Annotated in this window: 27 protein-coding genes; 20 read left to right on the forward strand and 7 right to left on the reverse strand. The window is 69.1% G+C overall.

The window, feature by feature from the left end; genetic code table 11:
* The first annotated feature begins 164 nt into the window (after positions 1-164).
* From ACFY2X_RS33185 to ACFY2X_RS33260, 16 genes are all read left to right on the forward strand, one after another.
* Positions 165-785 carry an SIS domain-containing protein gene (locus ACFY2X_RS33185; protein WP_389946347.1) on the forward strand — a complete coding sequence of 207 codons (621 nt, stop codon included), beginning with the start codon at positions 165-167 and terminating at the stop codon, positions 783-785.
* Complete coding sequence (locus tag ACFY2X_RS33190) at positions 782-1,015, forward strand: HypC/HybG/HupF family hydrogenase formation chaperone (protein WP_389946350.1); 234 nt, start codon at positions 782-784, stop codon at positions 1,013-1,015. Before ACFY2X_RS33185 ends, ACFY2X_RS33190 begins: the two co-directional genes overlap by 4 nt.
* A complete protein-coding gene (locus ACFY2X_RS33195; protein ID WP_389946353.1) occupies positions 1,008-1,697 on the forward strand; it encodes an SIS domain-containing protein in 690 nt (229 codons plus the stop codon). Before ACFY2X_RS33190 ends, ACFY2X_RS33195 begins: the two co-directional genes overlap by 8 nt.
* A 105-nt stretch (positions 1,698-1,802) precedes the next feature.
* The gene (locus tag ACFY2X_RS33200; protein ID WP_389946356.1) at positions 1,803-2,876 is read left to right on the forward strand and encodes a hydrogenase expression protein HypE; all 1,074 of its coding nucleotides are present in this window, start codon (positions 1,803-1,805) and stop codon (positions 2,874-2,876) included.
* Between the two features lie 103 nt (positions 2,877-2,979).
* Positions 2,980-4,785, forward strand: coding sequence for a nickel-dependent hydrogenase large subunit (locus ACFY2X_RS33205; RefSeq protein ID WP_389946359.1), 1,806 nt, complete (start codon positions 2,980-2,982; stop codon positions 4,783-4,785).
* Positions 4,786-4,800: 15 nt separating this feature from the next.
* Positions 4,801-5,361 carry a NifU family protein gene (locus ACFY2X_RS33210; protein WP_389946362.1) on the forward strand — a complete coding sequence of 187 codons (561 nt, stop codon included), beginning with the start codon at positions 4,801-4,803 and terminating at the stop codon, positions 5,359-5,361.
* Positions 5,358-6,029 carry a DUF5947 family protein gene (locus tag ACFY2X_RS33215; RefSeq protein ID WP_389946365.1) on the forward strand — a complete coding sequence of 224 codons (672 nt, stop codon included), beginning with the start codon at positions 5,358-5,360 and terminating at the stop codon, positions 6,027-6,029. Before ACFY2X_RS33210 ends, ACFY2X_RS33215 begins: the two co-directional genes overlap by 4 nt.
* Positions 6,019-6,654 (forward strand): DUF6084 family protein, encoded by a 636-nt coding sequence (locus ACFY2X_RS33220; RefSeq protein WP_389946368.1) that lies wholly within the window; start codon positions 6,019-6,021, stop codon positions 6,652-6,654. The genes ACFY2X_RS33215 and ACFY2X_RS33220 overlap by 11 nt, the downstream gene beginning before the upstream one ends.
* Positions 6,651-8,006, forward strand: a complete 1,356-nt coding sequence (locus ACFY2X_RS33225) for a hypothetical protein (protein WP_389946371.1) — start codon at positions 6,651-6,653, stop codon at positions 8,004-8,006. Before ACFY2X_RS33220 ends, ACFY2X_RS33225 begins: the two co-directional genes overlap by 4 nt.
* Positions 8,003-8,506: a hydrogenase maturation protease gene (locus ACFY2X_RS33230; RefSeq protein WP_389946374.1), complete on the forward strand. Its 504-nt coding sequence runs from the start codon at positions 8,003-8,005 to the stop codon at positions 8,504-8,506. Before ACFY2X_RS33225 ends, ACFY2X_RS33230 begins: the two co-directional genes overlap by 4 nt.
* The gene (locus ACFY2X_RS33235; protein WP_389946377.1) at positions 8,500-8,604 is read left to right on the forward strand and encodes a DUF6893 family small protein; all 105 of its coding nucleotides are present in this window, start codon (positions 8,500-8,502) and stop codon (positions 8,602-8,604) included. The genes ACFY2X_RS33230 and ACFY2X_RS33235 overlap by 7 nt, the downstream gene beginning before the upstream one ends.
* An 80-nt stretch (positions 8,605-8,684) precedes the next feature.
* The gene (locus tag ACFY2X_RS33240) at positions 8,685-9,068 is read left to right on the forward strand and encodes a hydrogenase maturation nickel metallochaperone HypA (protein ID WP_389946379.1); all 384 of its coding nucleotides are present in this window, start codon (positions 8,685-8,687) and stop codon (positions 9,066-9,068) included.
* Positions 9,052-9,303: a HypC/HybG/HupF family hydrogenase formation chaperone gene (locus ACFY2X_RS33245; RefSeq protein ID WP_389946382.1), complete on the forward strand. Its 252-nt coding sequence runs from the start codon at positions 9,052-9,054 to the stop codon at positions 9,301-9,303. Before ACFY2X_RS33240 ends, ACFY2X_RS33245 begins: the two co-directional genes overlap by 17 nt.
* Positions 9,304-9,309: 6 nt before the next feature.
* Complete coding sequence (hypD, locus tag ACFY2X_RS33250; RefSeq protein ID WP_389946385.1) at positions 9,310-10,437, forward strand: hydrogenase formation protein HypD; 1,128 nt, start codon at positions 9,310-9,312, stop codon at positions 10,435-10,437.
* Positions 10,434-11,648: a hydrogenase expression/formation protein HypE gene (gene hypE, locus ACFY2X_RS33255; RefSeq protein ID WP_389946388.1), complete on the forward strand. Its 1,215-nt coding sequence runs from the start codon at positions 10,434-10,436 to the stop codon at positions 11,646-11,648. Before hypD ends, hypE begins: the two co-directional genes overlap by 4 nt.
* Before the next feature lie 29 nt (positions 11,649-11,677).
* A complete protein-coding gene (locus ACFY2X_RS33260; RefSeq protein ID WP_389946391.1) occupies positions 11,678-12,049 on the forward strand; it encodes a hypothetical protein in 372 nt (123 codons plus the stop codon).
* 166 nt (positions 12,050-12,215) lie between these two features.
* Here the strand turns inward: ACFY2X_RS33260 and ACFY2X_RS33265 are convergent, their stop codons facing one another.
* Positions 12,216-12,782 (reverse strand): nucleoside deaminase, encoded by a 567-nt coding sequence (locus tag ACFY2X_RS33265; protein WP_389946394.1) that lies wholly within the window; start codon positions 12,780-12,782, stop codon positions 12,216-12,218.
* A gap of 121 nt (positions 12,783-12,903) precedes the next feature.
* On the opposite strand from ACFY2X_RS33265, the gene ACFY2X_RS33270 reads away from it, so the two are divergent.
* Complete coding sequence (locus ACFY2X_RS33270; RefSeq protein WP_389946397.1) at positions 12,904-13,872, forward strand: antibiotic biosynthesis monooxygenase; 969 nt, start codon at positions 12,904-12,906, stop codon at positions 13,870-13,872.
* Positions 13,873-13,972: 100 nt separating this feature from the next.
* Entirely contained in the window at positions 13,973-15,352 is a 1,380-nt protein-coding gene (locus tag ACFY2X_RS33275) for an FAD-binding oxidoreductase (protein ID WP_389946400.1), read from the forward strand.
* A gap of 4 nt (positions 15,353-15,356) precedes the next feature.
* Here the strand turns inward: ACFY2X_RS33275 and ACFY2X_RS33280 are convergent, their stop codons facing one another.
* On the reverse strand, positions 15,357-15,878 hold the full coding sequence (locus ACFY2X_RS33280; RefSeq protein ID WP_389946403.1) for a shikimate kinase: 522 nt from the start codon (positions 15,876-15,878) through the stop codon (positions 15,357-15,359).
* A gap of 192 nt (positions 15,879-16,070) precedes the next feature.
* On the reverse strand, positions 16,071-16,922 hold the full coding sequence (locus ACFY2X_RS33285; RefSeq protein WP_389946406.1) for a MerR family transcriptional regulator: 852 nt from the start codon (positions 16,920-16,922) through the stop codon (positions 16,071-16,073).
* Positions 16,923-17,117: 195 nt separating this feature from the next.
* Here ACFY2X_RS33285 and ACFY2X_RS33290 point away from each other — a divergent pair, with 195 nt between their 5' ends.
* The gene (locus ACFY2X_RS33290) at positions 17,118-18,077 is read left to right on the forward strand and encodes a S41 family peptidase (protein WP_389946409.1); all 960 of its coding nucleotides are present in this window, start codon (positions 17,118-17,120) and stop codon (positions 18,075-18,077) included.
* 63 nt (positions 18,078-18,140) lie between these two features.
* Here the strand turns inward: ACFY2X_RS33290 and ACFY2X_RS33295 are convergent, their stop codons facing one another.
* The 3 genes from ACFY2X_RS33295 to ACFY2X_RS33305 all read right to left on the reverse strand — a co-directional run bounded on the left by ACFY2X_RS33295 (position 18,141) and on the right by ACFY2X_RS33305 (position 22,716).
* Positions 18,141-20,879 (reverse strand): molybdopterin-dependent oxidoreductase, encoded by a 2,739-nt coding sequence (locus tag ACFY2X_RS33295; protein WP_389946649.1) that lies wholly within the window; start codon positions 20,877-20,879, stop codon positions 18,141-18,143.
* A gap of 5 nt (positions 20,880-20,884) precedes the next feature.
* A complete protein-coding gene (locus ACFY2X_RS33300) occupies positions 20,885-21,715 on the reverse strand; it encodes an FAD binding domain-containing protein (RefSeq protein WP_389946412.1) in 831 nt (276 codons plus the stop codon).
* Positions 21,716-22,524: 809 nt separating this feature from the next.
* Positions 22,525-22,716: a DUF5302 domain-containing protein gene (locus ACFY2X_RS33305; RefSeq protein WP_389946415.1), complete on the reverse strand. Its 192-nt coding sequence runs from the start codon at positions 22,714-22,716 to the stop codon at positions 22,525-22,527.
* A 158-nt stretch (positions 22,717-22,874) separates the two neighbouring features.
* Between ACFY2X_RS33305 and ACFY2X_RS33310 the strand changes: the two genes are divergently transcribed.
* On the forward strand, positions 22,875-24,005 hold the full coding sequence (locus ACFY2X_RS33310) for an ROK family transcriptional regulator (protein WP_389946418.1): 1,131 nt from the start codon (positions 22,875-22,877) through the stop codon (positions 24,003-24,005).
* A gap of 106 nt (positions 24,006-24,111) precedes the next feature.
* Here the strand turns inward: ACFY2X_RS33310 and ACFY2X_RS33315 are convergent, their stop codons facing one another.
* A complete protein-coding gene (locus tag ACFY2X_RS33315) occupies positions 24,112-25,284 on the reverse strand; it encodes a Gfo/Idh/MocA family protein (protein WP_389946421.1) in 1,173 nt (390 codons plus the stop codon).
* Between the last annotated feature and the right edge of the window lie 2 nt (positions 25,285-25,286).

The raw sequence follows: 25,286 nt of genomic DNA on the forward strand, positions 1-25,286 counted from the left end.
CATCTTCGCCGCGCCTTACGGGCTGCCGGTCGCGAGCACGCATGATCTGGAAGAGAAGGTTACGTCAATGATCATACCTTTACTCCGGTTTGTGGCGGCGAAGGTGTAGATTCCACGAACACTCACCGTAACCTAATGACTACCGTAAATAACGGAGCGTCCACATGCCAGTCACATCGCCCATGCAACTAGCCGTCAGCGAGGCCCTCACCAGACGAGATTCCGCTGGCCGTGCTCTCGCGGGGGACTCCGCGCGGATCGCGCGGGCGTGCCAGGCCATGGCCGCCCGGTTCCACCGGGGCGGAAAGCTGATCGTCTTCGGTAACGGCGGCTGCGGCACGGACGCGGCGCACATAGCGGTCGAATTCATGCACCCGGTCATCGTGGGCAAAAGGGCGTTGCCCGCGGTGGCGCTGAGCAACGACGCGGCGACGGTCAGCGGGGTGGGCAACCGCGAAGGACTCGCCGAGACCTTCGCCCACCAGCTTCGCCAATGGGCGGATCCACCGGACATGGCGCTCGGGATTTCCCGCGACGGCGGGTGCGTCAATGTCCTGCACGGTCTGGAGACGGCCAAGAACCTGGGCCTGTTCACCCTCGCCCTGGTCGGCGGCGACGGAGGTGCCGTCGCGCGGAACCAGGCGGCCGACCATGTCCTGATCGCCGCCTCGGACGACCCCGCCGTGGTGAAGGAGATCCACGTCACCGCCTACCACATCCTGTGGGAGCTGGTGCACGTGTTCATCGACCAGCCCGGCCTGCTTGGCAAGGAGACAATCGGATGACCGAGCCCACGGGCTGTAACGCCGACACATGCGTCACCTGTTCCGACGAGGCCGTGCCGGTGACCGTGATCCGGCTGGTTTACCGGGACCTGGCCCTCGTCGACGCCGACGGCGTCACCGAAGAGGTGAGCGTGGCACTGGTCGACGCGGAGGCGGGCGACACCGTCCTGGTGCACGCCAAGGAGGCCCTCGCCGTGATCACAAAGAAGAACGGCGACAGGCATGGTTGACGAACCGCGGCCCGGGGACATGAGCGAGCTGTATCCCTTCCTCTACGAGGGCCAGGCCGACCTCGACTCGGTCCTGAAGGAGGCCTGCCGGTCCACCGAGGAAAAAGCCGCCGAGATCGTACGGCTGCGCCGGCAGGTGGCCGAGGCGTCGGCGGACGCGCTCGCGGAGTGCGCCGAGGAGATGGCCATCCGGTTCGCCTCCGGTGGCCGGCTGTTCGCCTTCGGCAACGGGGGCAGCTCCACCGACGCGCAGGAGGTGGCCACCACCTTCCTGCATCCGGCCTACGGCCTGTCCCTGCCCGCGCTCTCCTTGACCAGCGACGTCGCCGTGGTGACCGCGCTCTCCAACGACGTGGGCTTCGAGGTCGTCTTCGCCCGCCAGCTCGCGGCGCTGGGACGGCGTGGCGACATGGCCATCGGCCTGTCCACGAGCGGAGGATCCGCCAACGTCATCCAGGCGTTCGAGGAGGCGGCGCGCCGGGGCATGCTCACCATCGGCCTGGCCGGAGACCAGGGAGGACGGCTGGCCGAGCTCGACCTGCTCGACTACCTGTTCGTCATCCCGTCGTCGTCGGTGCACCGGATCCAGGAAGCCCAGACGACGCTCTACCACGTGCTGTGGGAACTCACCCAGCACGCGCTCGGAGCGATCCCCTCCTCACAGCCCCATCACGCCGGATGACCGGCCGTCGCTTTCGCAGGAGAAGGGACACGTTATGACGCGCACCACGCGGGAGGCCCTCTACACCGATCACGATCCGTCGACGTCGAGGACCGGGGAGGCGGCATGAAAACTCCGGCAGGGCCGGCCGGTGGCGCGCCGGAAGCGCGGGAGGAGCCGGTCGTTCACATTCTGTGGATCAACGCGGGGCTGAGCTGTGACGGGGACTCGGTCGCGCTGACCGCGGCGACACAGCCGAGTATCGAGGAGATCGTGCTGGGCGCGCTGCCCGGGCTGCCGCGGGTGGCGGTGCACTGGCCGCTGATCGATTTCGAGTCGGGGCCGATGCAGGGCGCGGATGTGTTCATCGAGTGGTTCTTCAAGGCCGATCGGGGGGAGCTGGACCCGTTCGTGCTGGTGGTGGAGGGGTCGATCCCGAACGAGGCGATCAAGCAGGAGGGGTATTGGTGCGGATTCGGCAATGACCCGGCCACCGGGCAGCCGATGACGACCAGTGAGTGGCTGGATCGGCTGGCGCCGAAGGCAACTGCGGTGATCGCGGCGGGGACGTGCGCGACCTATGGCGGGATTCACGCGATGGCGGGCAATCCGACCGGGGCGATGGGGGTGGCCGATTACCTGGGGTGGGACTGGCGGTCGAAGGCGGGGCTGCCGATCGTGAACGTGCCGGGGTGTCCGATCCAGCCGGACAACCTGTCGGAGACGATCTTGTATGTGTTGTACCAGGTGGCCGGGCAGGCGCCGATGATTCCGCTGGATGAGGCGTTGCGGCCGACGTGGCTGTTCGGGCAGACGGTGCATGAGGGCTGCGACCGGGCGGGGTATTACGAGCAGGGGCAGTTCGCGACCGAGTACGGGTCGCCGACGTGTCTGGTGAAGATCGGCTGCTGGGGGCCGGTGGTGAAGTGCAACGTGCCCAAGCGGGGGTGGATCAACGGGGTCGGAGGGTGCCCGAACGTGGGCGGGATCTGTATCGCGTGCACGATGCCGGGGTTTCCGGACAAGTTCATGCCGTTCATGGACGAGCCGCCGGGGGCGCGGGTGTCGGCGACGGCCAGTGGCGCGTATGGGGCGCTGGTGCGGGCGTTGCGGGGGATCACGCTCAAGACGGTGGATCGGGAGCCGAAGTGGCGGGCGCGGGGCCGGGAGTTGCTGACCGGTTACCGGGCCCCCTGGTGACCTTCAGGAACATCGGCCGGGGGCACGGCGCAGGCACGGAAACGGCAGGGGCAAGGGCGGGCGGGACAGTGGCAGGGCAAGCGGGGGAAATGGTGAGGGTGCGATGACGAGCACGTCGCGGTCGGGGGCCGCTGGGGCCGCCGGCGGGGATCTGGTGGAGATGGCCTGGGATCCGATCACCCGGATCGTGGGCAGCCTGGGCATCTACTGCAAGATCGATTTCAAGGGTCGGCGGGTGGCGGAGTGTTACAGCACCTCGTCGATCTTCCGCGGGTACAGCATCTTCATGAAGGGCAAGGACCCGCGGGATGCGCATTTCATCACCAGCCGGATCTGCGGGATCTGCGGGGACAACCACGCCACCTGCTCGGTGTACACGCAGAACATGGCCTACGGGGTGCGGCCGCCCGCGCTGGGCGAGTGGATCATCAATCTGGGTGAGGCCGCCGAGTACATGTTCGACCACAACATCTACCAGGAGAACCTGGTCGGGGTGGACTACTGCGAGAAGATGGTGCGCGCCACCAACCCGGGGGTGTGGGAGCAGGCCACCCGCACCGCGGCGCCGCACGCCGACGCGCACGGGTACGCCACGATCGGCGACATCATGCGCTCGCTGAACCCGCTGGAGGGCGACTTCTACCGGGAGGCGCTGCAGATGTCCCGGCTGACCCGGGAGATGTTCTGCCTGATGGAGGGCCGGCATGTGCACCCGTCCACGCTGTATCCGGGCGGGGTGGGCACGGTGGCCACGGTGCAGCTGTTCACCGACTACCTGTCTCGGCTGATGCGGTATGTGGAGTTCCTCAAGCGGGTCGTGCCGATGCACGATGACCTGTTCGACTTCTTCTATGAGGCGCTGCCGGGCTATGAGCAGGTAGGCCGGCGCCGGGTGCTGCTGGGCTGCTGGGGCAGCTTCAACGACCCGGCGCACTGCGACTTCCGCTACGACACGATGAGCCAGTGGGGTCGGCAGATGTTCGTCTCCCCCGGAGTGGTGGTGGACGGCCGGCTGGTGACCGATGACCTGGTGGACATCAACCTGGGCATCCGGATCCTGCTGGGCAGCTCCTACTACGACGACTGGGTGACCGCCGGGGCCGAGCCGTTCGTCACCCATGATCCGCTGGGTAATCCGGTGGATGCGCGCCACCCGTGGAACCAGCACACCATTCCGCGGCCGCAGAAGCGGGACTTCGCCGGGAACTACAGCTGGGTGATGTCGCCGCGCTGGCACGACGGGCAGCAGCTGCTGGCGTTGGACACCGGGGGCGGGCCGATCGCCCGGCTGTGGTCGACGGCGCTGTCGGGGCGGGTGGACATCGGGTATGTCCGGGCCACCGGGCACAGCGTGCAGATCAATCTGCCCAAGACCGCCACGAAGCCGGAGACCACTCTGGAGTGGAAGATCCCCGAACGCGATGGGGAACTGCTGTCCAACGCGCTGGAGCGTAACCGGGCCCGGTCGTATTTCCAGGCCTACGCCGCGGCGTGCGCGGTGTATTTCGTCGAGCAGGCGCTGGGGGAGGTGCGGGCCGGGCGGACGCAGACCTGGGCGCCGTTCACCGTGCCGGAGGAGGCGATCGGGTGTGGGTTCACCGAGGCGGTGCGAGGGGTGTTGTCGCATCACATGGTGATCCGGGACGGGAAGATCGCGAATTATCACCCGTATCCGCCGACGCCGTGGAACGCCAGTGTGCGGGATGTGCATGGCACTCCGGGCCCGTATGAGGACGCGGTGCAGAACACGCCGATTTTCGAGGAGAACCCGCCGGAGGCGTTCAAGGGGATCGACATCATGCGCACGGTGCGGAGTTTCGATCCGTGTCTGCCGTGCGGGGTGCACATGTATCTGGGTGGCGGTAAGGAACTCCGCACGCTGCACACCCCCCACGCGTTCGGCGCTTGACGGGGGTGGAGTCAGATGGCAGGAACCACCGACGTTCAGGTGACCGGTGATCGGGTCGAGGCGCTGATCGATGAACTGGCCGGGCTCGGCGGCCCGGTGGCGCGGGGCGCGGCCGAGGAGCTGGTGCGCGTCCTGGTCGAGTTGTACGGCGCGGGCCTGGAGCGGGTCATGGAGATCGTCACCGAGGCCGAGGCGGCCGAGGTGCTGCACCGCATGGCCGCCGATGACCTGGTCGCGGCGCTGCTGGTGCTGCACGACCTGCACCCGCTGAGCACCGAGGAGCGGGTGCGCGCGGCGCTGGAGGACATCCGGCCCTATCTCGGCGCCCACGAAGGGGATGTGGAGCTGCTCGATGTGGACGAGGGCGGGGTCGCGCGGCTACGCCTGCGGGGCACCTGCCACGGATGCCCCTCCTCACAGCTCACCGTCACCGACGCCATCGAACGTGCCGTCGTCCAGGCCGCGCCCGAGGTGTCCCGGGTGGACGTGGAAGGCGTGACGGGCGATCAGACGTCGCTGTTGCAGATCCAGCACCGCCCGCCCGGCCCGTGTCCCGTGCCGGAGGGGGTCTCGTGACGGCTACCGGGCTACGCCGGTTCCGCGAGTCCCGGAAGGCGGGCATCGGGCTGCGCCGCTTTCGCGAACCGCGCAGGGCGGATGTGGAACGGTGCGGGATGTGCGCGGAGCCGATCGGCGAAGACCACGGCCACGTGGTCGACCTCGAAAGCCGGGCGCTTCTGTGCGCCTGCCGTGCCTGCCATCCGCTGTTCGCTCAGGATGAGACCGTTCGAGGGCGCTATCGGGCGGTTCCGAAGCGTCACCTGTACGATCCGTCGTTCCGGCTGAACGCGGCCGACTGGGACGAGCTGCAGATCCCGGTGCGCATGGCGTTCTTCTTCCGCAACTCCGCGCTCGGCCGTACGGTCGCCTTCTACCCGAGCCCCGGCGGGGCCACCCAGTCCGAGCTCCCGCTGGAGACCTGGGAGCGGGTCCTGGCGGCCAACCCGGCGCTGGCCGGCGCCCTGCCCGACGTCGAGGCGCTGCTCATCGACCGCCGCGGAGACGGGTGCGCCTGCCATCTCGTCCCGGTCGACGCCTGCTACCGGCTCGTCGGCCTGGTCCGGACGCACTGGAAGGGCTTCGACGGCGGCCAGGAGGCATGGCAGGCCATCGACGGCTTCTTCGCCGACCTGCGTGAGCGCGGGCATGCCGTACCGCTCCGAGAGGAGCATGATGGCCGGTGAGCTTGGCTTCGACTGTGTGGGCGCGCGGGCGGAGCCGCATGCGGCCTTCCCGACGATGGTCTTCCGGTTGCGCGTCACCGAACCGTCCCCGAACGGGGTGCACGCCATCGCGCTACGGTGCCAGATCCGGGTGGAACCGCATCTCAGGCGGTACGGCCCCGAAGAGGCGGACCTGCTCGGTGACCTGTTCGGCGACCCCTCCCGGTGGGGCGACACGCTGAAACCCCTGCAGTTCGCCAACGTCTCGATCATGGTTCCCGCCTTCGAGGGAAGCACCGAGGTCGACCTGCCCGTGCCGTGCAGCTACGACCTTGAGGTGGCCGCGGGCAAATACTTCGCCGCGCTCGACGACGGCGAGATCCCCCTGCTCATGCTCTTCAGCGGCACCGTGTTCGCCAGGACGGAGGGCGGCTTCGCGGTGGGGCAGGTGCCCTGGCACTGCGAAGCCCGCCACAGGTTGCCGGTGGCCGTGTGGCGGGAGCTGATGGACCGTTACTTCCCGCAGACCGGATGGCTTCGGCTGAGCCGGGACACGCTGCGGTCCCTGCACCGGTTCAAGTCCGGGCGCGCCCTGGCGACGTGGGACGAAGCCGTGGAACTACTCCTCAAGGAGGCGCTCGGATGACCGTGCCGATGGAGATCGCCCGGAGGGTGGCCGACGCGGTGCTGTACGAGGGTTACCTGCTCTACCCCTACCGGGCCTCGGCCGCCAAGAACCGGGTGCGCTGGCAGTTCGGAGTGCTCGTGCCGCCGGGGTTCGCCGCCACGGCCGAACCCTCCGCAAGCGTGACCGAATGCCTTCTCGAACGGGCCGACGCCGCCGTGGTGCACGTGTGCCTGCGCTTCCTGCACGTCAGGGCCAGAAGCGTCGAACGGGCCGAGGACGGCGGCTACCGGCAGGTCGAGGAGCTGACGAGCGGCGGGCGGAGCCACCTCACCTTCGACGAGGCGACCGAGCGCGAGGCGAAGGCCGTCCTTCCCATCGCCGCCCTGCTCGACGCCGCCCAGACGGTCGAGGTGCACATCCCCGGAGACCGGTCGGAGGAGCCGATCCTGGCGCCGACCGGTGAGCGGCAGGGGCGCGTCGTCTCCGAGCATCTGCCGTTGCGCGCGGTCATGAAGGTGGAGGCCGAGCGGACGGCGGGGCCGTACGGTCTCATCCGGCTGCGTGTCCAGGTGGAGAACGTCACCGGCTGGGACGAGCCGGACGCACCGCGCGAGCGGGCACTACGGCGATCGCTGATCTCGGCGCACCTGCTCATCGGAGTCACCGGAGGAGCCTTCGTCTCCCTCACCGATCCACCGGAGTGGGCGCGGCCGATCGCGGAGACCTGCCGGAACCAGCACACCTGGCCCGTCCTCGTCGGCGAGCCCGGCCACCGCGACGTGGTGCTGTCGTCACCGATCATCCTGTACGACTACCCGGACATCGCGCCGGAGAGCCCGGGTGACCTGTTCGACGCCACCGAGATCGACGAGATACTCCACCTGCGCACGCTCACCCTCACCGAGGAGGAGACGCGGCAGGCACGGGCGACCGACCCGCGGGCGGCCCAGCTCATCGACATGGTCGGCGACATGCCGCCCGAGATGATAGAGCGGCTCCACGGTGTGATCCGCTACATAGACGCGCCCGCGGGGGAGACCACCACGCCGTGGTGGGATCCGGGGGCCGATCCCGGGGTGTCACCGGAAACCGACAGCGTGATCATCTCCGGGGTGACGGTCGCGAAGGGCAGCCGGGTCCGGCTGGCTCCCGGAGGACGGCGCGCCGACGCCCACGACATGTTCCTGACCGGCAGGACCGCCCAGGTGGAGGCCGTGCTCCTCGACGTCGACGGGGTACGGCACCTGGCCGTCACCCTGGAGGACGACCCGGGGGCCGACCTGCACCGATCCCACGGGCGCTTCCTCTACTTCGCCCCGGACGAGGTCGAGCCGCTGGACGGATCCGGAGCAGAGGGGACTCTCGCATGAGGATCCTCGTCGCGGGGGTCGGGAACGTCTTTCTCGGCGACGACGGCTTCGGGGTCGCGGTGGCCAGGCGTCTGGCGGGAACGGACCTTCCGGGAGAGGTCGTGGTGACCGACTTCGGCATCCGTGGCGTCCACCTCGCCTACGAGCTGACCGGCGGTGGTTACGACCTGGCGATTCTCCTCGACGCCACGTCGCGTGGTGAGCCGCCCGGCACCCTCTACGTGCTGGAGCCGTCACCGGAGGAGTGCCCGGTGACCTTCCTCGACGCTCACGCCATGACGCCCGAGGCCGTGCTGTCACTGGCGGGCACGCTCGGCGGTGAAACCTGCCGGGTCCTGCTCGTCGGCTGCGAACCCGCCGACATGTCGCCCGGCATGGAGCTGAGCGTGCCGGTCGCCGACGCCGTCGGCAGGGCGGCGGACCTGGTCCTCGAACTGATCGAGGAACAAATCACGACGGTGCCTGCCACCGCGGGCCATGAGGAGGAACGAACATGCTGAGAAACCTGGTCGTCGGGGCCGTCCTGATAGGGGTCGCGGTGATGGTCTACCAGTCGATTCCCGACATCAAGCGTTACCTGAAGATCAGAAGAATGTGACGTCCCGGCGTTCCCGATCCCCCCGCGCGGGCCGCGGCGCGCGGTCCGAGGAAACCAAGTGAAACGAGGTGAAATCAGTCGTGCACGAGTTCGGAATCGCCGAGGCGATCCTCGCCGCCGTGGAACAGCGGGCGGACGGCCGGCGAGTACGGCGAGCGCGGGTTCATGCGGGCGCCCTGCTCCGCATCACGGAACCGGCGATAAACCACGCGTTCGCCACGGTCGCGGACGGGTCGGTGGCCGAGGGTGCCCAGGTGGACCTGGTCATCGTCCCCGTACGGCTCAGCTGCCGGTCCTGCGGCCGGACGGCCGAGTCCGCCGACCCCTTCGCCACCTGCCCCGAGTGCGGCGGCATCGATATCGACACCGAGGGCGGCGACGATCTCGTCCTCGAATCCATCCAGATGGCGGAGGCCGCTCATGTGCCTGGGGATCCCCGGCGAGATCGTGGAAATCCTTTCTGACCGTCCCGATCTGGCGATGGTCGATGTCAGCGGTGTCAAGCGCGCGATCAACATCGGCCTGCTGGAGGACGAGTCCGTCGTGCCCGGCGACTGGATCCTCATCCACGTCGGCTTCGCCCTGTCGAAGATCGACGAGGAGGAGGCCAGGGCCGCACTCGACTTCCTCGAAAGCATCGGTCAGGCGTATGAGGACGAGATCGAGGCCCTCCGGAAATCCATGATCGAGGAGGGGTGAGGCCCGGTGCGTTTCGTCGACGAGTATCGCGACGCCGAGAAGGCCCGGGTGCTGGCCGCGCAGATCGCCGCGTTGTGTGAGCCGGGGCGCGCGTACAAGTTCATGGAGGTGTGCGGCGGGCACACCCACACGATCTACAAGCACGGGCTGGAGGACTACCTGCCCGGGGCCGTCACGCTGGTGCACGGTCCGGGCTGCCCGGTCTGCGTGATCCCGATGGGGCGGGTCGACGACGCCATCCACATCGCCGAACAGCCGGATGTGATCATGACCTCGTTCGGCGACATGATGCGGGTGCCGGGCGGCAACGGGTCCTTCCTCGACGCCAAGGCGCGCGGGGCCGACATCCGCATGGTGTACTCCCCGCTGGACGCATTGAAGATCGCCCGGCAGAACCCCGGCAGGCGGGTGGTCTTCATGGCGATCGGGTTCGAGACCACGGCCCCGTCGACCGCGATGACGGTCCTGCGCGCCGCGGCCGAGGGGATCGAGAACTTCTCGATCTTCTGCAACCACGTGACGATCATTCCCGCGATCAAGGCGATCCTGGACTCCCCGGACCTGCGCCTGGACGGGTTCATCGGTCCCGGTCACGTCTCGACCGTGATCGGCTGCCGGCCGTACGGGTTCATCGCCCGCGACTACGGCAAACCCCTGGTGGTAGCCGGTTTCGAGCCGCTCGACGTGCTTCACACGGTCTACCGGATCCTCCTCCAGCTGGCCGAGGGCCGGGCGGAGGTCGAGAACCAGTACGCGCGTGTCGTGCCGTGGGACGGCAATCCCAAGGCGCTCGGCGTCATCAACGAGGTGATGGAGCTGCGGCCGTACTTCGAGTGGCGGGGGCTGGGGTTCATCTCGCAGTCGGCGCTCAGGATGGCGGAACGGTACGCCGCCTTCGACGCCGAGCGGATCTTCGAGATTCCCGGCAGCCGGGTGGCCGACCCGAAGGCCTGCCAGTGCGGCGAGGTGCTCAAGGGTGTGCTCAAGCCGTGGGAGTGCAAGGTGTTCGGCACCGCGTGCACGCCGGAGACCCCGATCGGCACCTGCATGGTCTCCTCCGAGGGTGCCTGCGCCGCGTACTACAACTTCGGCCGGTTCTCCCGGGAACGGGTCAGGGAGGCGACCCGCGGATGAACGTCGAGGAAGGCGCCGTCATCGAGGGGAAGACCGTGATACGTGAGACCGGTTACGTGAATCGTCCGCGTGTCGAAACCGGTGAGGAGGGGAACGGCCGTCCGGGCCCCGGATCCGGCGGCAAGGCCACGGAGCGAACCGCCGGCCCCAGCCGCGAGGAGCGGGTCCTGGAACGGATCGAGCGGATGCGCCGGCGCAAGGCCCACGTGCGGGAGGAGCACATCACCCTCGCGCACGGCGCCGGTGGCAAGGCCACCCACACCCTGATCGAGGCGGTGTTCCTGGAGTCCTTCCGCAACCCGCTGCTGGAGCCCATGGAGGACGGCGCGGTCACCGAGGGGCTCGCCTTCACCACCGACTCGTTCGTGGTGACGCCGCTGTTCTTCCCCGGCGGGGACATCGGCGACCTGGCCGTCAACGGCACCGTCAACGACCTGGCGATGTGCGGGGCGAGACCCAGATACCTGTCGGCGGGATTCATCCTTGAGGAGGGCTTCCCCGTCGCCGACCTGCGCCGTATCACCGCCTCGATGGCGGCGGCGGCGCGGGCGGCGGGCGTGTGGATCGTCACCGGAGACACCAAGGTCGTGGAGAGGGGAAAGGCCGACGGCTGCTACATCACCACATCCGGCGTCGGGACGCTGGAGCGGCCGATCCGGCTGAGCGCCGCCGCCGCCCAGCCCGGCGACGTGGTCATCGTGTCCGGCCCGATCGGGGAGCACGGCGTCACCGTCATGCTCGCCCGGGGAGAACTGGACATCGAAGCCGACATCGCCTCGGACACCGCGCCCCTCAACGACCTGACCGCCCGGCTGCTGGACGCCTGCGGCGACGGGCAGGTGCGGTGCCTCCGCGACGCCACCCGCGGCGGGGTGGCCACGATCGTCAACGAGATCGCGGAGGCCTCGAAAGTGGCGGTCGTGCTCGAAGAGGACGCGATCCCGGTATGCACCGCCGTACGCGGGGCATGTGAACTACTGGGGATCGACCCGCTCTACGTCGCCTGCGAGGGCCGGATGGTCGCGGTGGTGGCCCGGCAGTCCGCCGAGGCCGCGCTGGCCGCTCTGCGCTCTCATCCGCTCGGCTCCGCAGCCGCCGTCGTCGGGCGGATAAACGACGACCCGCCCGGGCTGGTCCTGCTGAAGACCGCCTTCGGCGGAACCCGCATCGTCGATCTGCTGGTCGGTGACCCCCTGCCGAGAATCTGCTGAAAACCCATAATCCAACGGGGGTGCTGGAGATGAACGAGCCACGCGAATCAGAAGACGCGGGCCGCGCGAGCGAAGAGGTGATCCAGGCCGGCAATCGAGCCTTCGAGTCCCCGCCGGAGGACAAGGAGCCCGGACGCGAGATATCCGAGGAGGAGCGCCAGGGAATCTCCTCCACCGACACCGAGCCCAAGGGGCCTTTCGGCGTGGGCGAAAGCTCGACCCGGCGTGCCGAGGAGGTCGCGACCCGGGAGGAGGAGGAAGGCCGCCAGACGGCCGGCGTCGACGAGAAGACCGGACGCCCTTACGGCACCTCCGCTCCCGAGAGCGCCACCGGCGTGGAGCCCCAGGAAACCGCCGAGGAGGAGAGCCCGTACATTCCGCCGGGGGACCAGGCCGGATAGGGTCCGCACATTCCGCCCGGGAGAGCAGAACGGACAGGAGAGTTCCCGGCCTCCGCCGGAGACCGGGAACGATCCACCACCCCGGTCCGCGCGCCCGTCGCGGCGGACGGCGCGTTCCTCGGCCGGGCCGGGTGCCGCCGCCGTCCGCCGAGGGAGGCGTGACCGCTCAGTACGGGTGCCGGTCGGACTTCGCCATCCAGAGCTCGTAGGCCTGGGCGCCGAGTTCGGGGAAAAGCTGTCCGACCCGGATCGAGCGCTGGTCGAGGGGTTTCTGGAAGTCCTCGTACTGGAAGACGTCGGAGAAGCCGATCTCCTTCGTCGCCTCCAGGTCGCAGGCGAAATAGACGGCGTCGAGCCGCGACCAGTAGATGGCGCTCATGCACATGGGGCACGGGGCACCGCTGGTGTAGAGCTCATATCCCATGAGCATCCGGGCCCGCTCGGGCAGGACGTCGGGGGAGCCCTCGGGGCGTGGCACGAGTTCGAGCGTCGACTCGTTCTGGTGATCCTCCGTTATGGCGGGGGCCTGGGGGTTCAAGATCTGGATGGCCTTGCGGATGGCCTGCACCTCACCGTGCGCGGTGGGATCGCCGGTGAGAAGGACGAGATTCTGCCCGCGGGCGATAATTTCCCCATTTTTGGTGATGACCGTGCCGAATGGGCCTCCCCAGCCGTTCTCCACGGATTCGGTGGCGAGTCTCACCGCTTCGGCCATCAGATCTTTCTGATTCATTTCTAAACCCTCGATATGTAAATTACGGTTGAATTTTTGGCTGAGAGCCGGAATGATCAACCAATTGTTCTCTGTGTCGCAGCGCTTCTTCCCGGAATGAGACTGCATTAGAGTTACCCAGGTGGAGCCCAGTGTAAGCGGCAGGAACAACGGTGGTGGCGCCACCGTGATGATCTCCTCAAAGGTTCGGCAAGGCCGCGAGGAGGATTACCGGCGCTGGCAGGAGAAAGTGAACGAGGCCGCCCGGAAATTCGAGGGATTCGAGCGTACGGAGGTTTACCCGCCCGACTCCGGCGAGCACAACACCTGGGTGGTCGTTTTTCGTTTCTCGACAATCGACCGGCTCACCGACTGGCTGAATTCCGAGGTGCGCGGGAAACTGCTCGAAGAAGGCCGGGCGCTGCTGGAGGAGCCCGCGGCGCAGGAGGTTCTCGCCAGACGGGCGCCGGCGGGAGAGGCCGTCACGGTCTTCATCTCGCACAAGGTGCGGCCAGGCCGCGAGGAGGATTACCGGCGCTGGCAGGACAGGGTCCGCAAGGCGCAGGAGAAGTTTCCCGGCTCCATGGGGTTCGAGAATTTCGAACCCGTGGCGGGCATCCAGGACAACTGGGTCGTCATGTTCCGCTTCGACACGCGTGAACATCTCGACCAATGGCTGGAGTCCGACACCCGGAAGAAGCTCCTGGAAGAGGGCCGTAACTGGTTCCACGACTATCACGTCCGAACGATCAAGTCGGCCTTCAGCGGCTGGTTCCCGTTCGGAGCCACCGAAGAAGACGGGGTTCCGCCCAACTGGAAGCAGGCCATGGCCGTGCTGCTGGCCCTCTATCCCACCGTGATGGTCCTGAGCCTGACCGTGGGCCCACGGCTCGCCGCGGCGGGCCTGCCCGGCTACATCGCCCTGTTCATCAGCAACGTGCTGAGCACCCTCGCCCTGACATGGCTGCTGATGCCCGTGGTGAACAAGGTCTTCGCGTCATGGCTGGCACCCGCCCGGAGAGCCTCCACCCGCACGAACGTGACAGGGGCCATGGTGATGGTGCTCTGCTTCGCGCTGTTCATCGCCGCTTTCGGCTTCATCACCACGTAGACGCCCGGCTGCGCGCGATCACGCGATCGGACGGCAGGGCACGGTCCGCTCCGTCCCGGCCCGCCTGGGCGGCGGCCCGCCCGAAGGAGAGGAGGCGCACATGTCCGAGAGGGAGCAGACCTGGGAGATCGAGGGACCGATCACCTGGCGGGGCGACGCCTCATACGAGAGCACCCGGGCGAGCATGCTGTGGAACGACGTGAAACCGGACCGCTTCCCGGACGTGATCGTCCGGGCCGCCTCGGAGCGGGATGTGCCCGGAGCCGTCAGGCTCGCCCGATCCCGCGGCCTCCGGATCGCCGTCCGATCGGGCGGGCACAGCTGGTGCGGCTCGCCGCTGCGTGACGGGGGCATGCTCATCGATCTCTCCCGGCTCCGGGGATGCACCGTCGAGCCCGCTTCCATGACGGCGAGCGTCCAGCCCGGTGTCACCGGCCGTGGCCTCGCGGCGGCGCTCGCCCGGCACGGCCTCGCCTTCCCGGTGGGCCACTGCGGGTCGGTCTCCCCGGGCGGATACCTCCTCAGCGGTGGTCTCGGCTGGAACTCCGGGGCGTGGGGGCCGGGGTGCCAGAGCGTCCAGGAGATCGAAGCCGTGACCGCCGGCGGCGAGGTGGTCCGATGCTCCGAACAGGAGAATCCCGACCTCTTCTGGGCGGCACGCGGAGCGGGGCCGGGGTTCTTCGCCGTGGTGACCCGGTTCCGCCTCGGGCTGCGTCCCCTCCCGGCGGGGATCGTCACGGCCGGTTACGTCTTCCCGCTGGCGGATGTGGCGGAGGTGACACACTGGGCCGCCGGGATCGCGGCGGAACTTCCCCCGTTCGTCGAGCTGAGCGCCGTACTCGGCACGGCGTCGTCGGTCACGGCGGAGGCGCCGCCGGGGACCAAGGTGATCATCGTCACCGCCGTCGCCTTCGCGAACTCGTGGGAGGAGGCGGGCGGATCTCTCCAGGCGTTCCACGCCTGCCCTCTGGCCGGGCGGGCGCTGTTCCGCGGGCCGAACCGGCCGGCGACCTTCGACACCCTGTTCGACGCCTCCCAGGCGCTCTGGCCCGAGCGGCACAGATACGCGGCCGACGACATGTGGTCGGCGAGCGACATCGGCGTGTTGCTGCCGGAACTCGCCGGCGACATCGCCGACGCCCCGTCCGGTAAGTCCCTCGTGCTCGCCGTCCTGTCACCCCTCGCACCCGAGGGGGTTCCACTGCCGGACATGGCCTTCTCGGTGCTCGGCACGGCCTACTTCGCCTGTTACGCGATATGGGAGGACCCGGCGCACGACGACGCCGACATCCGCTGGCTGCGGGAGACGATGAGAAAGGTGGAACCGCTCGGCACCGGGCACTACATCGCCGAAACGGACCTTCCAGCCGACCCCTCCCGGGCCCGGCGGTCGTTCGCGCCGGGCACGTGGGAACGCCTGCGGGCGCTGAGAGCGCGGTACGACCCCGAGGGACTCTTCCACTCCTACCTCGGTCCATGAGCCCCTAGACGCCCGACTCCCTCACATGGTCGAGTACGGCACGCGCCACCTCGTGTTTGGACATCGTGGGCCGCTGGAAGCGCAGGTCGGCCACCTCCGCGAAGAACGGCGCCCGGCGCTCGCGCAGTTCGGTCGCCAGCGCGAGCGGCTCCATGCCGAACCGCGGCCGGTGGGACCCGGCAAGGATCTGCTCGGCGAGGAACTCGGGCAGGGCGTCCAGCCACACGACCAGGGCCGGCTTGAGGGCGGCGCGGCACCGCGGGTCGTCGAGCACGCTGGCCGCCGCGGCGATGACCGGGGCAGGCCGTTCGGCGAGGGAGGCCAGCAGGTGGGCGGCCTCCCTGGCGTGCAGCTCGGCGGTGCCCTCGCCGGCGGCGATCTCGGCGGCCGTGGCACCGTAGCGCTCTTCGAGATACTCGTCGCTGTCGCGCACGGGCCTGCCGAGGGCTTCGCCGAGCAGCCGTGACACGCTGGTCTTCCCCGCGCCCATCAAGCCGACCACGACGATCGGGACGTCGTCCGTCATGTCTCCTGCCACCTCCTGATTGTCGTGGGATGAGGCCTACCTCCTGCCTGCCCCGGGAAGAGCCGCCCTAGATGCGTCGACCGCACACGTTCACCGGGTTTTCCGGGCGCCGGTACGGCGAGCGCATGAGCCCCGGCTCCGGCGATCGTCCACGAGCCGGGGTGATCATGAACGGGATGGCTTTCGAGCGCGTCACCAAAAACGCGGCTGGGCGGGGATGGTCTCCAGGTCGGTGAGCAACAGCTCGCGGTCCTCGTCCTGGGCGATGTCCTCGGCGGCGGCCAGGGCCTGCTCGGTCCAGGCTCGGGCTCGCTCCTTGTCCCCGGCCACAGCGCTGGCGCGGGCCAGGGCCTCGTAGGCATAGGCCAGCTCCCAGTCTCCGATGCCGTGAGCACGGCAGATCTCCAGGACTCGGCGGGCGTGGTGGAGGGCGGGTTCGGCGCGTCCCAGTACCGCGTACACCCGCGAGCACTGCCACTCGCCGCGGCTGAGGTTGGCCGGAGCACCCACCTGACCCCAGTGATGGCGGGAGGCATGCGCCATGTGCAGCATCCGGTCGTCCTCCTCGACCGTGCGGTTCTCCTTCTCCAGCAGCAGCCACACCCCGTTGAACAGGTCGGCTGCCAGCCGCCGCTCGTCGCCTGCCGTACCGACCGAGGCCTGTCGTACGTCCTGGTCCATCATGAGTGTCCTCACTCCGTCCTCGATGAGGTGGTCCAATCGGTGGACGTCGCCCCGCACCCGGTCCAGACGCGCCTGGAGCCGACGCCGGTGATCCACCAGGATCCGCCGGATCCCGGCTTCGTCGCCCGGCATCGCCAGGCACACGCGGACCTGCTCCAACGGCACGTCGACCGAGCGCAGAAGCCGTACCAGCCGCGCGTGGGCGACCTGCTCGGGACCGTAGTAGCGATATGCCGTCTCGGGGTCGACCAGAGCGGGCGTCAGCAGCCCGACACGGTCGTAGTGCCGTAGCGCCTTCGCGGTCAGACCGACACGACGTGCCAGCTCGCCGACTGTGATCAGCTCGGGTCCGTCCACCATGCGATGAATCTAGAACCTTGCCGCGCGGGAACCTCAAACGCGGAACCGGAAGCCGTCCAGAGAACCGCTGCGCGACACTCGGACCAGTGCGAGCCGGACATCCAACGACAGGTCGCCCCGCCCGGCAGGCCGGGGCGGCGGCGCTGCGCGAAAGCCGGTTGGCGCGCGGGGCCGAGGGCCATAGGGTCGGCACTCATGACGATTCGTGACTGGTCCGGGCAGATAGACGCGCTGTGCGCCCATGTGGTGAAAAACTACGTTTTCCCGGACGTCGGGGAACGGGTCGCCGAGGTGCTCAAGGCCCGGCTGGCTCAGGGCGAGTACGAGCCGATCACCACCGACGAGGCCTTCGCCCTCGCCGTCACGGCCGACCTGCAGTCGGTCAACGGCGACAAGCACCTGCGCCTTCAGCACACCGTGGACCCCATCCCCGAACAGGACGCCGGCCCGGTCTTCGATCCGGTCGCCTACCGGGCCGAGGTGGAACTCGACGGGTACGGCTTCGCCCGCGTCGAGCGGCTCGCCGGGAACGTCGGCCACCTCGCGATCACGGCGATGCACGACGCCGCCGTGGCGGGTCACGCGGCGATCGCGGCGATGAACCTGGTCGCCCACACCGACGCCCTGATCATCGACCTGCGCGGGAACGGCGGCGGCGACCCGTTCATGGTCGCCCTGCTGTGCAGCTACCTGTTCGACGAACCCACCCACCTCAACGACCTGTACTTCCGGCCGACCGACAGCACCGAGCAGTTCTGGACCCACGCCTACGTGCCGGGACCGAGTTTCGGCGGCGGCAAGCCGGTCTACGTGCTCACCTCGGGCAGTACGTTCTCCGCGGCGGAGGAGTTCACCTACAACCTGCAGTCCCGTGGCCGCGCCACCATCGTCGGCGAGCGCACCAAGGGTGGAGCCCACCCCGGCGACCGCTACCGCGTCGACACCCACCTGCGCGTCTTCGTCCCGATCGGCCGCGCGATCAACCCCGTCACCGGCTCCAACTGGGAGGGCACCGGTGTCGTCCCCGACGTCGACCTCCCCGCCGAGAGCGCCTTCGACCACGCCTACCGGCTTGCCCTGCGCCACGTCCTCACCCTCGGCGACACGGGCCCACGCCGCACGGTCGCCGAGGAGGCCAGGCAGGCCATGATGTGATCTCCCGGCTGCCGGATCACGCCGGGCATCCCGGGCCGATCTGCTCAAGATTCCCAGCGGCGTTCAGACATCCGGTTTCTTGGACAGGGCCGTGAGGGTCAGGCAGACGCGGTCGCGGGCCAGGGGCAGTGTGCTGAATCGGATTCCGGTGGCGTCCCGCACCGCGTTCGCCAGGGCGGGGGCCACCGGGAGGATCGGGCTCTCGCTCATCGACTTGGCGCCCAGGGGGCCGATCTCGTCGGCGGTCTCGGCGAAGCGCACCTCGGTGCGGGGCACGTCGCCGAAGGCCGGGATGTGGTAGTCGCGCAAGGTCGTCGTGGTGACGTGCCCGGTCTCGTCCACGATCATCGACTCGTACATCGCCGCCCCCAGGCCCTGGGCGACGCCGCCTTCGATCTGTCCCCGGCACTGCATCGGATTGACGACGTGGCCGGCGTCCGCCGCGTGGACGCTCTGCAGGATCCTGATCTCTCCGGTCCTGGGATTCACCGCGACCCGGAAGCCCTGGACGTTGAACGCCACCGAACGTGACGTGCCGTCGCACGTGCCGGTCGCGACCAGCTCCCGGCCGGCCGCCCGCGCCGCCGACCACACGTCGGCGAGCGCGACACGCGCCCCGCCGCAGCGCACGCCGTCGCTGTCGCCGTCGCAGGCGAGGTCGCAGGCGGAGAAGGCCACGCCGGCGTGCTCGGCGGCGGTGGTGACGATTCGCTCGCGCAGCGCCTGCGCCGCGCGCAGGACGGCCTTGCCCGCGATCATCGTCCCGGTCGAGCCGAACGCCCCGGTGTCATGGCCGACACGGTCGGTGTCGGCCTGCACGATGTGGATGCGGTCGACGGCCGTGCCGAGCACGGTGGCGGCGATCTGCCGGTGTACGGTCGTCGTGCCGTTGCCGAACTCGGCCGTGCCGACCGCCAGCTCGTAGGCGCCGTCGGCCAGCAATCTGATTCGCGCGTCGGCCCAGTGCCCGTACGGTGGGGTCGTGTCCAGCATCGCCAGCGCCATGCCCTGCCCCACCATCCAGTCGTCGCCGGGCGGCTGCACGCCGTTGCCGCGGCGCAGCTCGTCGCCGACGATGGCGAGGCACTGGTCCAGGCCGTAGCTGCCGATCCGGACGTCGTTCGGTTCGGTGCTGAACGACACCAGCGGGTCGCCGGGTCTGATGACGTTCCGTTCCCGGAAGGCGAGCGGGTCCATGCCGAGCCGGCGAGCGAGCTCGTCCATCGCCGCCTCGACGGCGAAGGTCGTCTGGCTGAGACCGTACCCGCGGAAGGCACCGGAAGGCGGCGTGTTGGTGTAGACCGCGTAACCGTCGACCCTCTTGTTCGGGCAGCGATAGACGGCGATCGACTCGTTGTGACCGTGGAACAGCACCTGGCCGGCGTGATTGCCGTACGCGCCGGTGTTCGACACGGTTCGCACCTGTATGGCCGTGAGCGTTCCGTCGCGGCGTGCGCCGACTTTGACATGCACGGTGGCGGGATGGCGGCTCGTCTCGCCGGTGAACTGCTCCCCGCGGGTGTATTCCAGCTGCACCGGCCGCCCCGTGCGCAGCGTGGCCAGCGCGACGACGTCCTCGGTGAGCATTTCCTGCTTGCCCCCGAAGCCACCGCCGACGCGACCGCAGAACACGCGCACCTTCTCCTCGGGCAGGTCGAAGACGTCGCACAGTGCCAGCCGGGTGAGGAAGGGGGTCTGGGTGCTCGTTCTCACGATGAGGCGGCCGGACTCGTCCAACCAGGCGATCGACGCGTGTGTCTCGAGGTGCACGTGCTGGACGCGCTGCGTGAAGTAGCTCTGCTCGTGCACCGCGTCGGCCTGGGCGAAGCCCTCCTCCACGTCGCCGACGCCGCCGTGCACCTCGGCGGCGATGTTCCGCCCGGCACGTGCGATGCGCTGTTCCGGACCCTTGTCGTGCAGTACGGGCGCACCGGGCGCCATCGCCTTCTCGGGCTCCAGCACGGCGGGAAGGATCTCGTAGCGGACGATCAGCCGGCGGCATCCCTCCTCCGCGGCGGCCACGGTGTCGGCCACGACCGCCGCGACCCGTTGACCGGCGAAGCGGACCACGTCGTCGAACACCAGGGTGTCGGCCGGATTGAGGCCGGGGTTCTCGTGCCGTGCCGTGGAGAAGAGCCGGCGCGGCGAATCCTCGTGGGTGAGCACGCACCGAACGCCGGGAACGGCGAGCGTGGCGCTCGTGTCGATCGACACGATCCGGGCGTGCGCGTGGGGCGAGCGCAGCAGCTTGAGGTGCAGCAGGCCGTCGACGGCCACGTCCAGGGTGTAGCGTGCCGCCCCGGTCACCACCTCGGGACCGGCCGGCGCGGGCAGATTCCGCCCGCACGCCTGCCCCGGTACGGCCTCCTCGACGTGCGTGACCCCATGAAGCGCATCCTCGATCGAGCGATAGCCGGTGCACCGGCACAGGTTTCCCTTCAGCGCGCGAGGGAGGTCCCGTAGTTGGTCCTGGTCGAGGCTGACCGCCGTCATGAGCATCCCGGCGGTGCAGAAACCGCACTGGAAGCCCTGCGCGGCGAGGAAATCGCGCTGCGCCGGATGCAGCTCTCCGTCGCGGGCGAGCCCTTCGACCGTCGTCACGCTGCGGTCGGCCGTACGAAACGCCGGGAACAGGCAGCTGTGCACCGGTCGGCCGTCGACGTGCACGGTGCACGCACCGCAGTCACCCGTGTCGCAGCCTCTCTTCACGCCGAGCCAGCCGAGATCCCGCAGGAATGTCCGCAGGCATTGCCCCGGACGCGGCTCCCCGATGAAGATCTCGCCGTTCACCTCGATCTTCATCGCGGTCACGCTCCGTTCCGTTCCGACAGCTCGCGCCTGATGTCCTTGGCGAACTCAACGGTCATGTGATGGCGCCACGCCGGCGCTCCGTGCACGTCGAGGTGGTAGAGATCCGGAGGGATCCGCCGTTCGAGGGCGGTGAGAAGCTCGGCCTGCCCGGGCAGGCCGGGGAACGGCAGCCGGACCGGCCGGACGGTCGAGGCGGTCACCGTCAGGACGAACGAACCGTCGTCGGGCGACAGCCTGCCGATGAGCAGGGCCGCGGATCTGCCGTACGGGGTCAGCGAGATCTGGCGGAAGGCCGTACGGCAGCGCAGCGCGGAGACCGGCAACGTGATCGAGCGCAGCAGCTCACCGGGTCGCAGCACGTTGCGCCGGACTCCGGTGACGAAGTCGGCGCACGTCACCTGCCGCTCGCCGCCCGCGAGTGTCCAGATCCTGCAGACACCGTCGAGGGACACGGCGAGAGAGATCATCGGGCCGGCGGGGAGCGACAGGCAGAGGTTGCCGCCGACGGTCGCCGCGTTCCAGACCTTGAACGAACCGAGCAGCGCCCGGCAACAGTCGCCGATCAGCGTCGCGGCCCGCCAGTCCGATGGCGTGGACACCTCGAACAGCTGTGCCAACGTGCAGGTCGCGGAGATCTCCATTCCCTGGTCGTCGAGCCGTAACGGCTGCCAGCCGTAGCTCGCCAGGTCGATGAGCCGGCGAAGCTCCGGTTGCGGTTCGGAGAACAGCCACGTGCCGCCGGCGAGCCAGGCGTCGCCCGGCTGCCACGTCATCGGCCTGGCGAGGGTTCGCGCCTCGACGACCGAGGTGACGGTGTTCAGATCCATCCCGGCCTCCTCCCTGGTGAGACCGTCGTGATTCTCGCCCGGTCCTCCGGGTGAGGGACCGCACGGTCACCGTCGGCGCCGATCGAACCAGTGGGGGTACGGGTGCGATATCAGTACGGGAGCCGATCGATGTCGTTCATCGAAACTCCCCGGGTGTGGAGGCCAGGGGCTTCGGCACTGGAGAGGATCGGAAAGGAAACGCGGGTTGTGCCGCACGGCGGTTTGTGCGATCCCGGCTGTCCGGGCGCGAACCAGGCCCCCGAACCTGTCGCCGGGCCGGCGGATGTGAATGCCGCGAAGGCGGCTTCAGCCGTGGGAGGAAGCCAACCGCGTCCCGCGGGCTTTGACCTGGCCGGGGGGCGGGCTTGCCGGATGAGGATTCCCTCGAGGGCGCGTCACCGAAGCGAGTGCCTTTCACCGGACCCTCCGGATCGAAGGCGGAGCGGACGATGTCGATCCGTGATCAGTGGATGACGCTCATGTGTTCTGCGGCATCTTCCGCTTTTCTTAAATCAATCTCTTGTATCTCGTCGACCTCCCTGCGACCTCAACTCTCGGCTCTGTCTTTACTAGGCTAACTTCTCAAATCTGCCCGTACCAGGGCAGGTAGCTGAGTTGCGTTCGGTCCTCTGCCGTGGCGCACAGGCCGGCCGGGCGTGCCGACGAAGATATCCGGGGCACCCTCTGCCAGGTTGAGCCCGCTGCCCGCTGCCCGCTGCCCGCCCGGTCGTCGGGCGACCGGGCGATGCCGCGAGCCGCCCGGCGACCGGCGGGGGAGTCATCGGCCTTCGGGCCGGGAAGAATATCGGTCAGCCGCTCTTGCGGCGGAAGGAGCGCTTGCCCCCGACCGGGCCGTGAGTGCCGTGGATCTTCGAGGAGTTCCTCCCTCCGCCACTGGCGTTCGCTTCCGTCTGGGCGAGCTTCTTGCGCTCCAGAGCCTCGCGGAACTTGCGCTTCAGCTCATCCTCGGAACTCTCAGGTTCCGGTGTGACATCAGACATACGAACCTCCTGATCTGGTCGGGCAGTTCAACTCCGGCCAACCGGGTCATCATCCTCTCACGTCCTAAAAGGAGATTCGGTTGGCGGTAATTACGTAAGAGCCTTACTTAAGTAAGATAGCTCTCCACGAGAGTTTCCGAGCGAGGTCGAGAGGTGCAATGAGACAGGAGAGCGGCGACGCGTCCCTGCTCCGCAAGCTGAACTCGGCGGCGATCCTGCGGATCCTGCGCGCTGGGGAGGTCGTGACCCTCACCGAGCTCGCCCGGGCGGCACGGGTGTCCCGGCCCACGGCCGAGGGGATCGTCGAGGAGTTGCTCGCCAAGGGATGGGCCGAAGAATGCGCCGAGGAGCCGGGCGACAGGCAGCGCGGCAGGCCTGCCCGGCGTTTCCGCTTCCACGGGGCGGCCGGTCACGTCATCGGCGTGGACGTCGGCGGATACAAGCTGCTCTCCATGACCTCCGACCTCAACGGGGAGATTCTCGCCACCCGCAGGGTCGCGGTCTCCCCGGAGATGTCCGCGGCCGAGCGGATCAAGGCCATCGTCGCCCTCGTCGAGGAGAGCGTCCTTGAGGAGGGGAAGCTGGCGGCGGTCGCGGTCGGCACCACCGGGGTCGTCGACGAGGCGGGGCGGGTGGTGAAGAGCGTGGCCATCCCCGAGTGGACCGGGATCGCGCTCCAGGCCGAGCTGGCGGACCGGATCCCCGTGCCGGTCGTCGTGGAGAACGACATGCGCCTGGCCGTGCTCGCCGAGCACTGGCGGGGTGCCGCCAGGGGATACCGGGACGTGGTCTACCTGTTCACCGGCAACCGGATCGGCCTGGGCCTGCTGATCGGCGGGCTCCTGCACCGGGGCGCCCACGCGGCCTCCGGGGAGATCGGCGACCAGTCCAGCGGATACCGTCTCGCCTTCCGCAACGTGATCGACTACGCCCTGTCGGCTGATCCCGGAGAACTGCGCTCTCCCGGGGAGTCGGCGGAGTTCGCCGTCGTGCGGGCACGCGAAGGAGACGAGGCGGCGGCGCGCGCGGTGGAGGCGTTCGCGTCCTGCCTGGCGGACGGGCTGGTCACCATCGTCAACCCGCTCGACCCCGAGCTCGTCGTGGTGGGCGGAGGCCTGTCCCAGGCCGGTTCGCTGCTCGTCGAGCCCATCCAGCGGCACCTGAACCGGGTCACCCTGTATCCGCCCCAGGTCGTGGCCTCCCGGCTCGGCAACGAGTCCGTGGCGCTGGGCGCGGTCCGGCTGGCCCTCGACCACCTCGACCGGACGCTGTTCGCCTCGATGTCCTGAGCGTGCCCGGACGCCGTTCACTGAAGAGGCTTGATGATCGCCCCCGGCCCGCCCACCCGCGAAGGAGGCGGGCACCCGTTTACCTAAGGAGATTTGATAATCGCTCTCAGGCCTGGCCGTCCGCGAAGTAGGCGGCCAGGTCGGGGGCGACGGGAGGCACCTGCCGGGGCGTCGAGCCGTCACGCAGGGATTCGGTGGCGCAGACCCCCGCCGCGACGCTGTCGCGTGCGGCCATGGGGGAGGTGTCGGTCAGGCCTCCCTCGGCGGCGAACCGGACGAACTCGTCGATCAACCCCTCGTCGGCGCCGCCGTGGCCGCTGGTCCCCGCCACGATGGGCACCTGGAGGTCGCCCTCGGGGTCGTAGCCGCGCCGCCCGCTGTTCCAGACCCGGACCACGGCGCCCTCCCCGTGGTCGCCGAAGTTCTCCAGGCGGCCGGCCGTACCGATGACGGTGTAGTTGCGCCAGTAGTCGGGGGTGAAGTGGCACTGCTCGTAGCTGGCGTGGACACCGTTCTCCAGGCGCATGTGCATCATCGAAAGGTCTTCGACGTCCACCACCGGGTTCAGTCCGCGCTGGGCGAGCGGCGGCCAGTTGGTCGCCGGGCTGAACCAGTCGGCCGGGAGCTCCTCGGAACGGTCGGTGACCTGCCCGTAGACCGTCAGCCCTCCCATGCCGGTGACCAGGGCGCTCCTGGACCCCGCCAGCCAGTGGATCACGTCGATGTCGTGGGCGCCCTTCTGGAGCAGCAACCCGGTGGTGTTGCGCCGGTCGGCATGCCAGTCCTTGAAGTAGTAGTCGCCGCCGTGCCCGACGAAATGGCGGCACCATATGGCCCTGACCTCGCCGATCGCGCCCTCCATGATCAGCCGCCGCATGGTGCGGACGACCGGCATGTGGCGCATGTTGTGGCCCACGTACAGCCGGGCGCGGTGGTCGCGGGCGGTGCGCAGGATCAGGTCGCAGTCCTCGACGGTGGTCGCGAGGGGTTTTTCCACCAGGGTCGCCTTGCCGGCCTTCAACGCGGCGACGGCCAGTTCCACGTGCGTGTGGTCGGGAGTGAGGATCATCACCGCGTCCACGTCGTCGGCCAGCAGGTCGGAGAAGTCCGCCGTGCCGCGCAGGCCGGAACCGATCTCGTCGCGGGCGCGCTCCCGGGCGCCGGGGTCGGGGTCGCACAGGGCCACCACCCGGCTGCCGTTCCCCGGCCGGTGCGCCTCGCGAGCCAGTGACCTCCTCAGGCCGTATCCCGCCACACCGATGCGGAGGTCGTTCCTCACAG

Source organism: Streptosporangium sp. NPDC000396 (genome assembly GCF_042898655.1).
Classification (GTDB): domain Bacteria; phylum Actinomycetota; class Actinomycetes; order Streptosporangiales; family Streptosporangiaceae; genus Streptosporangium.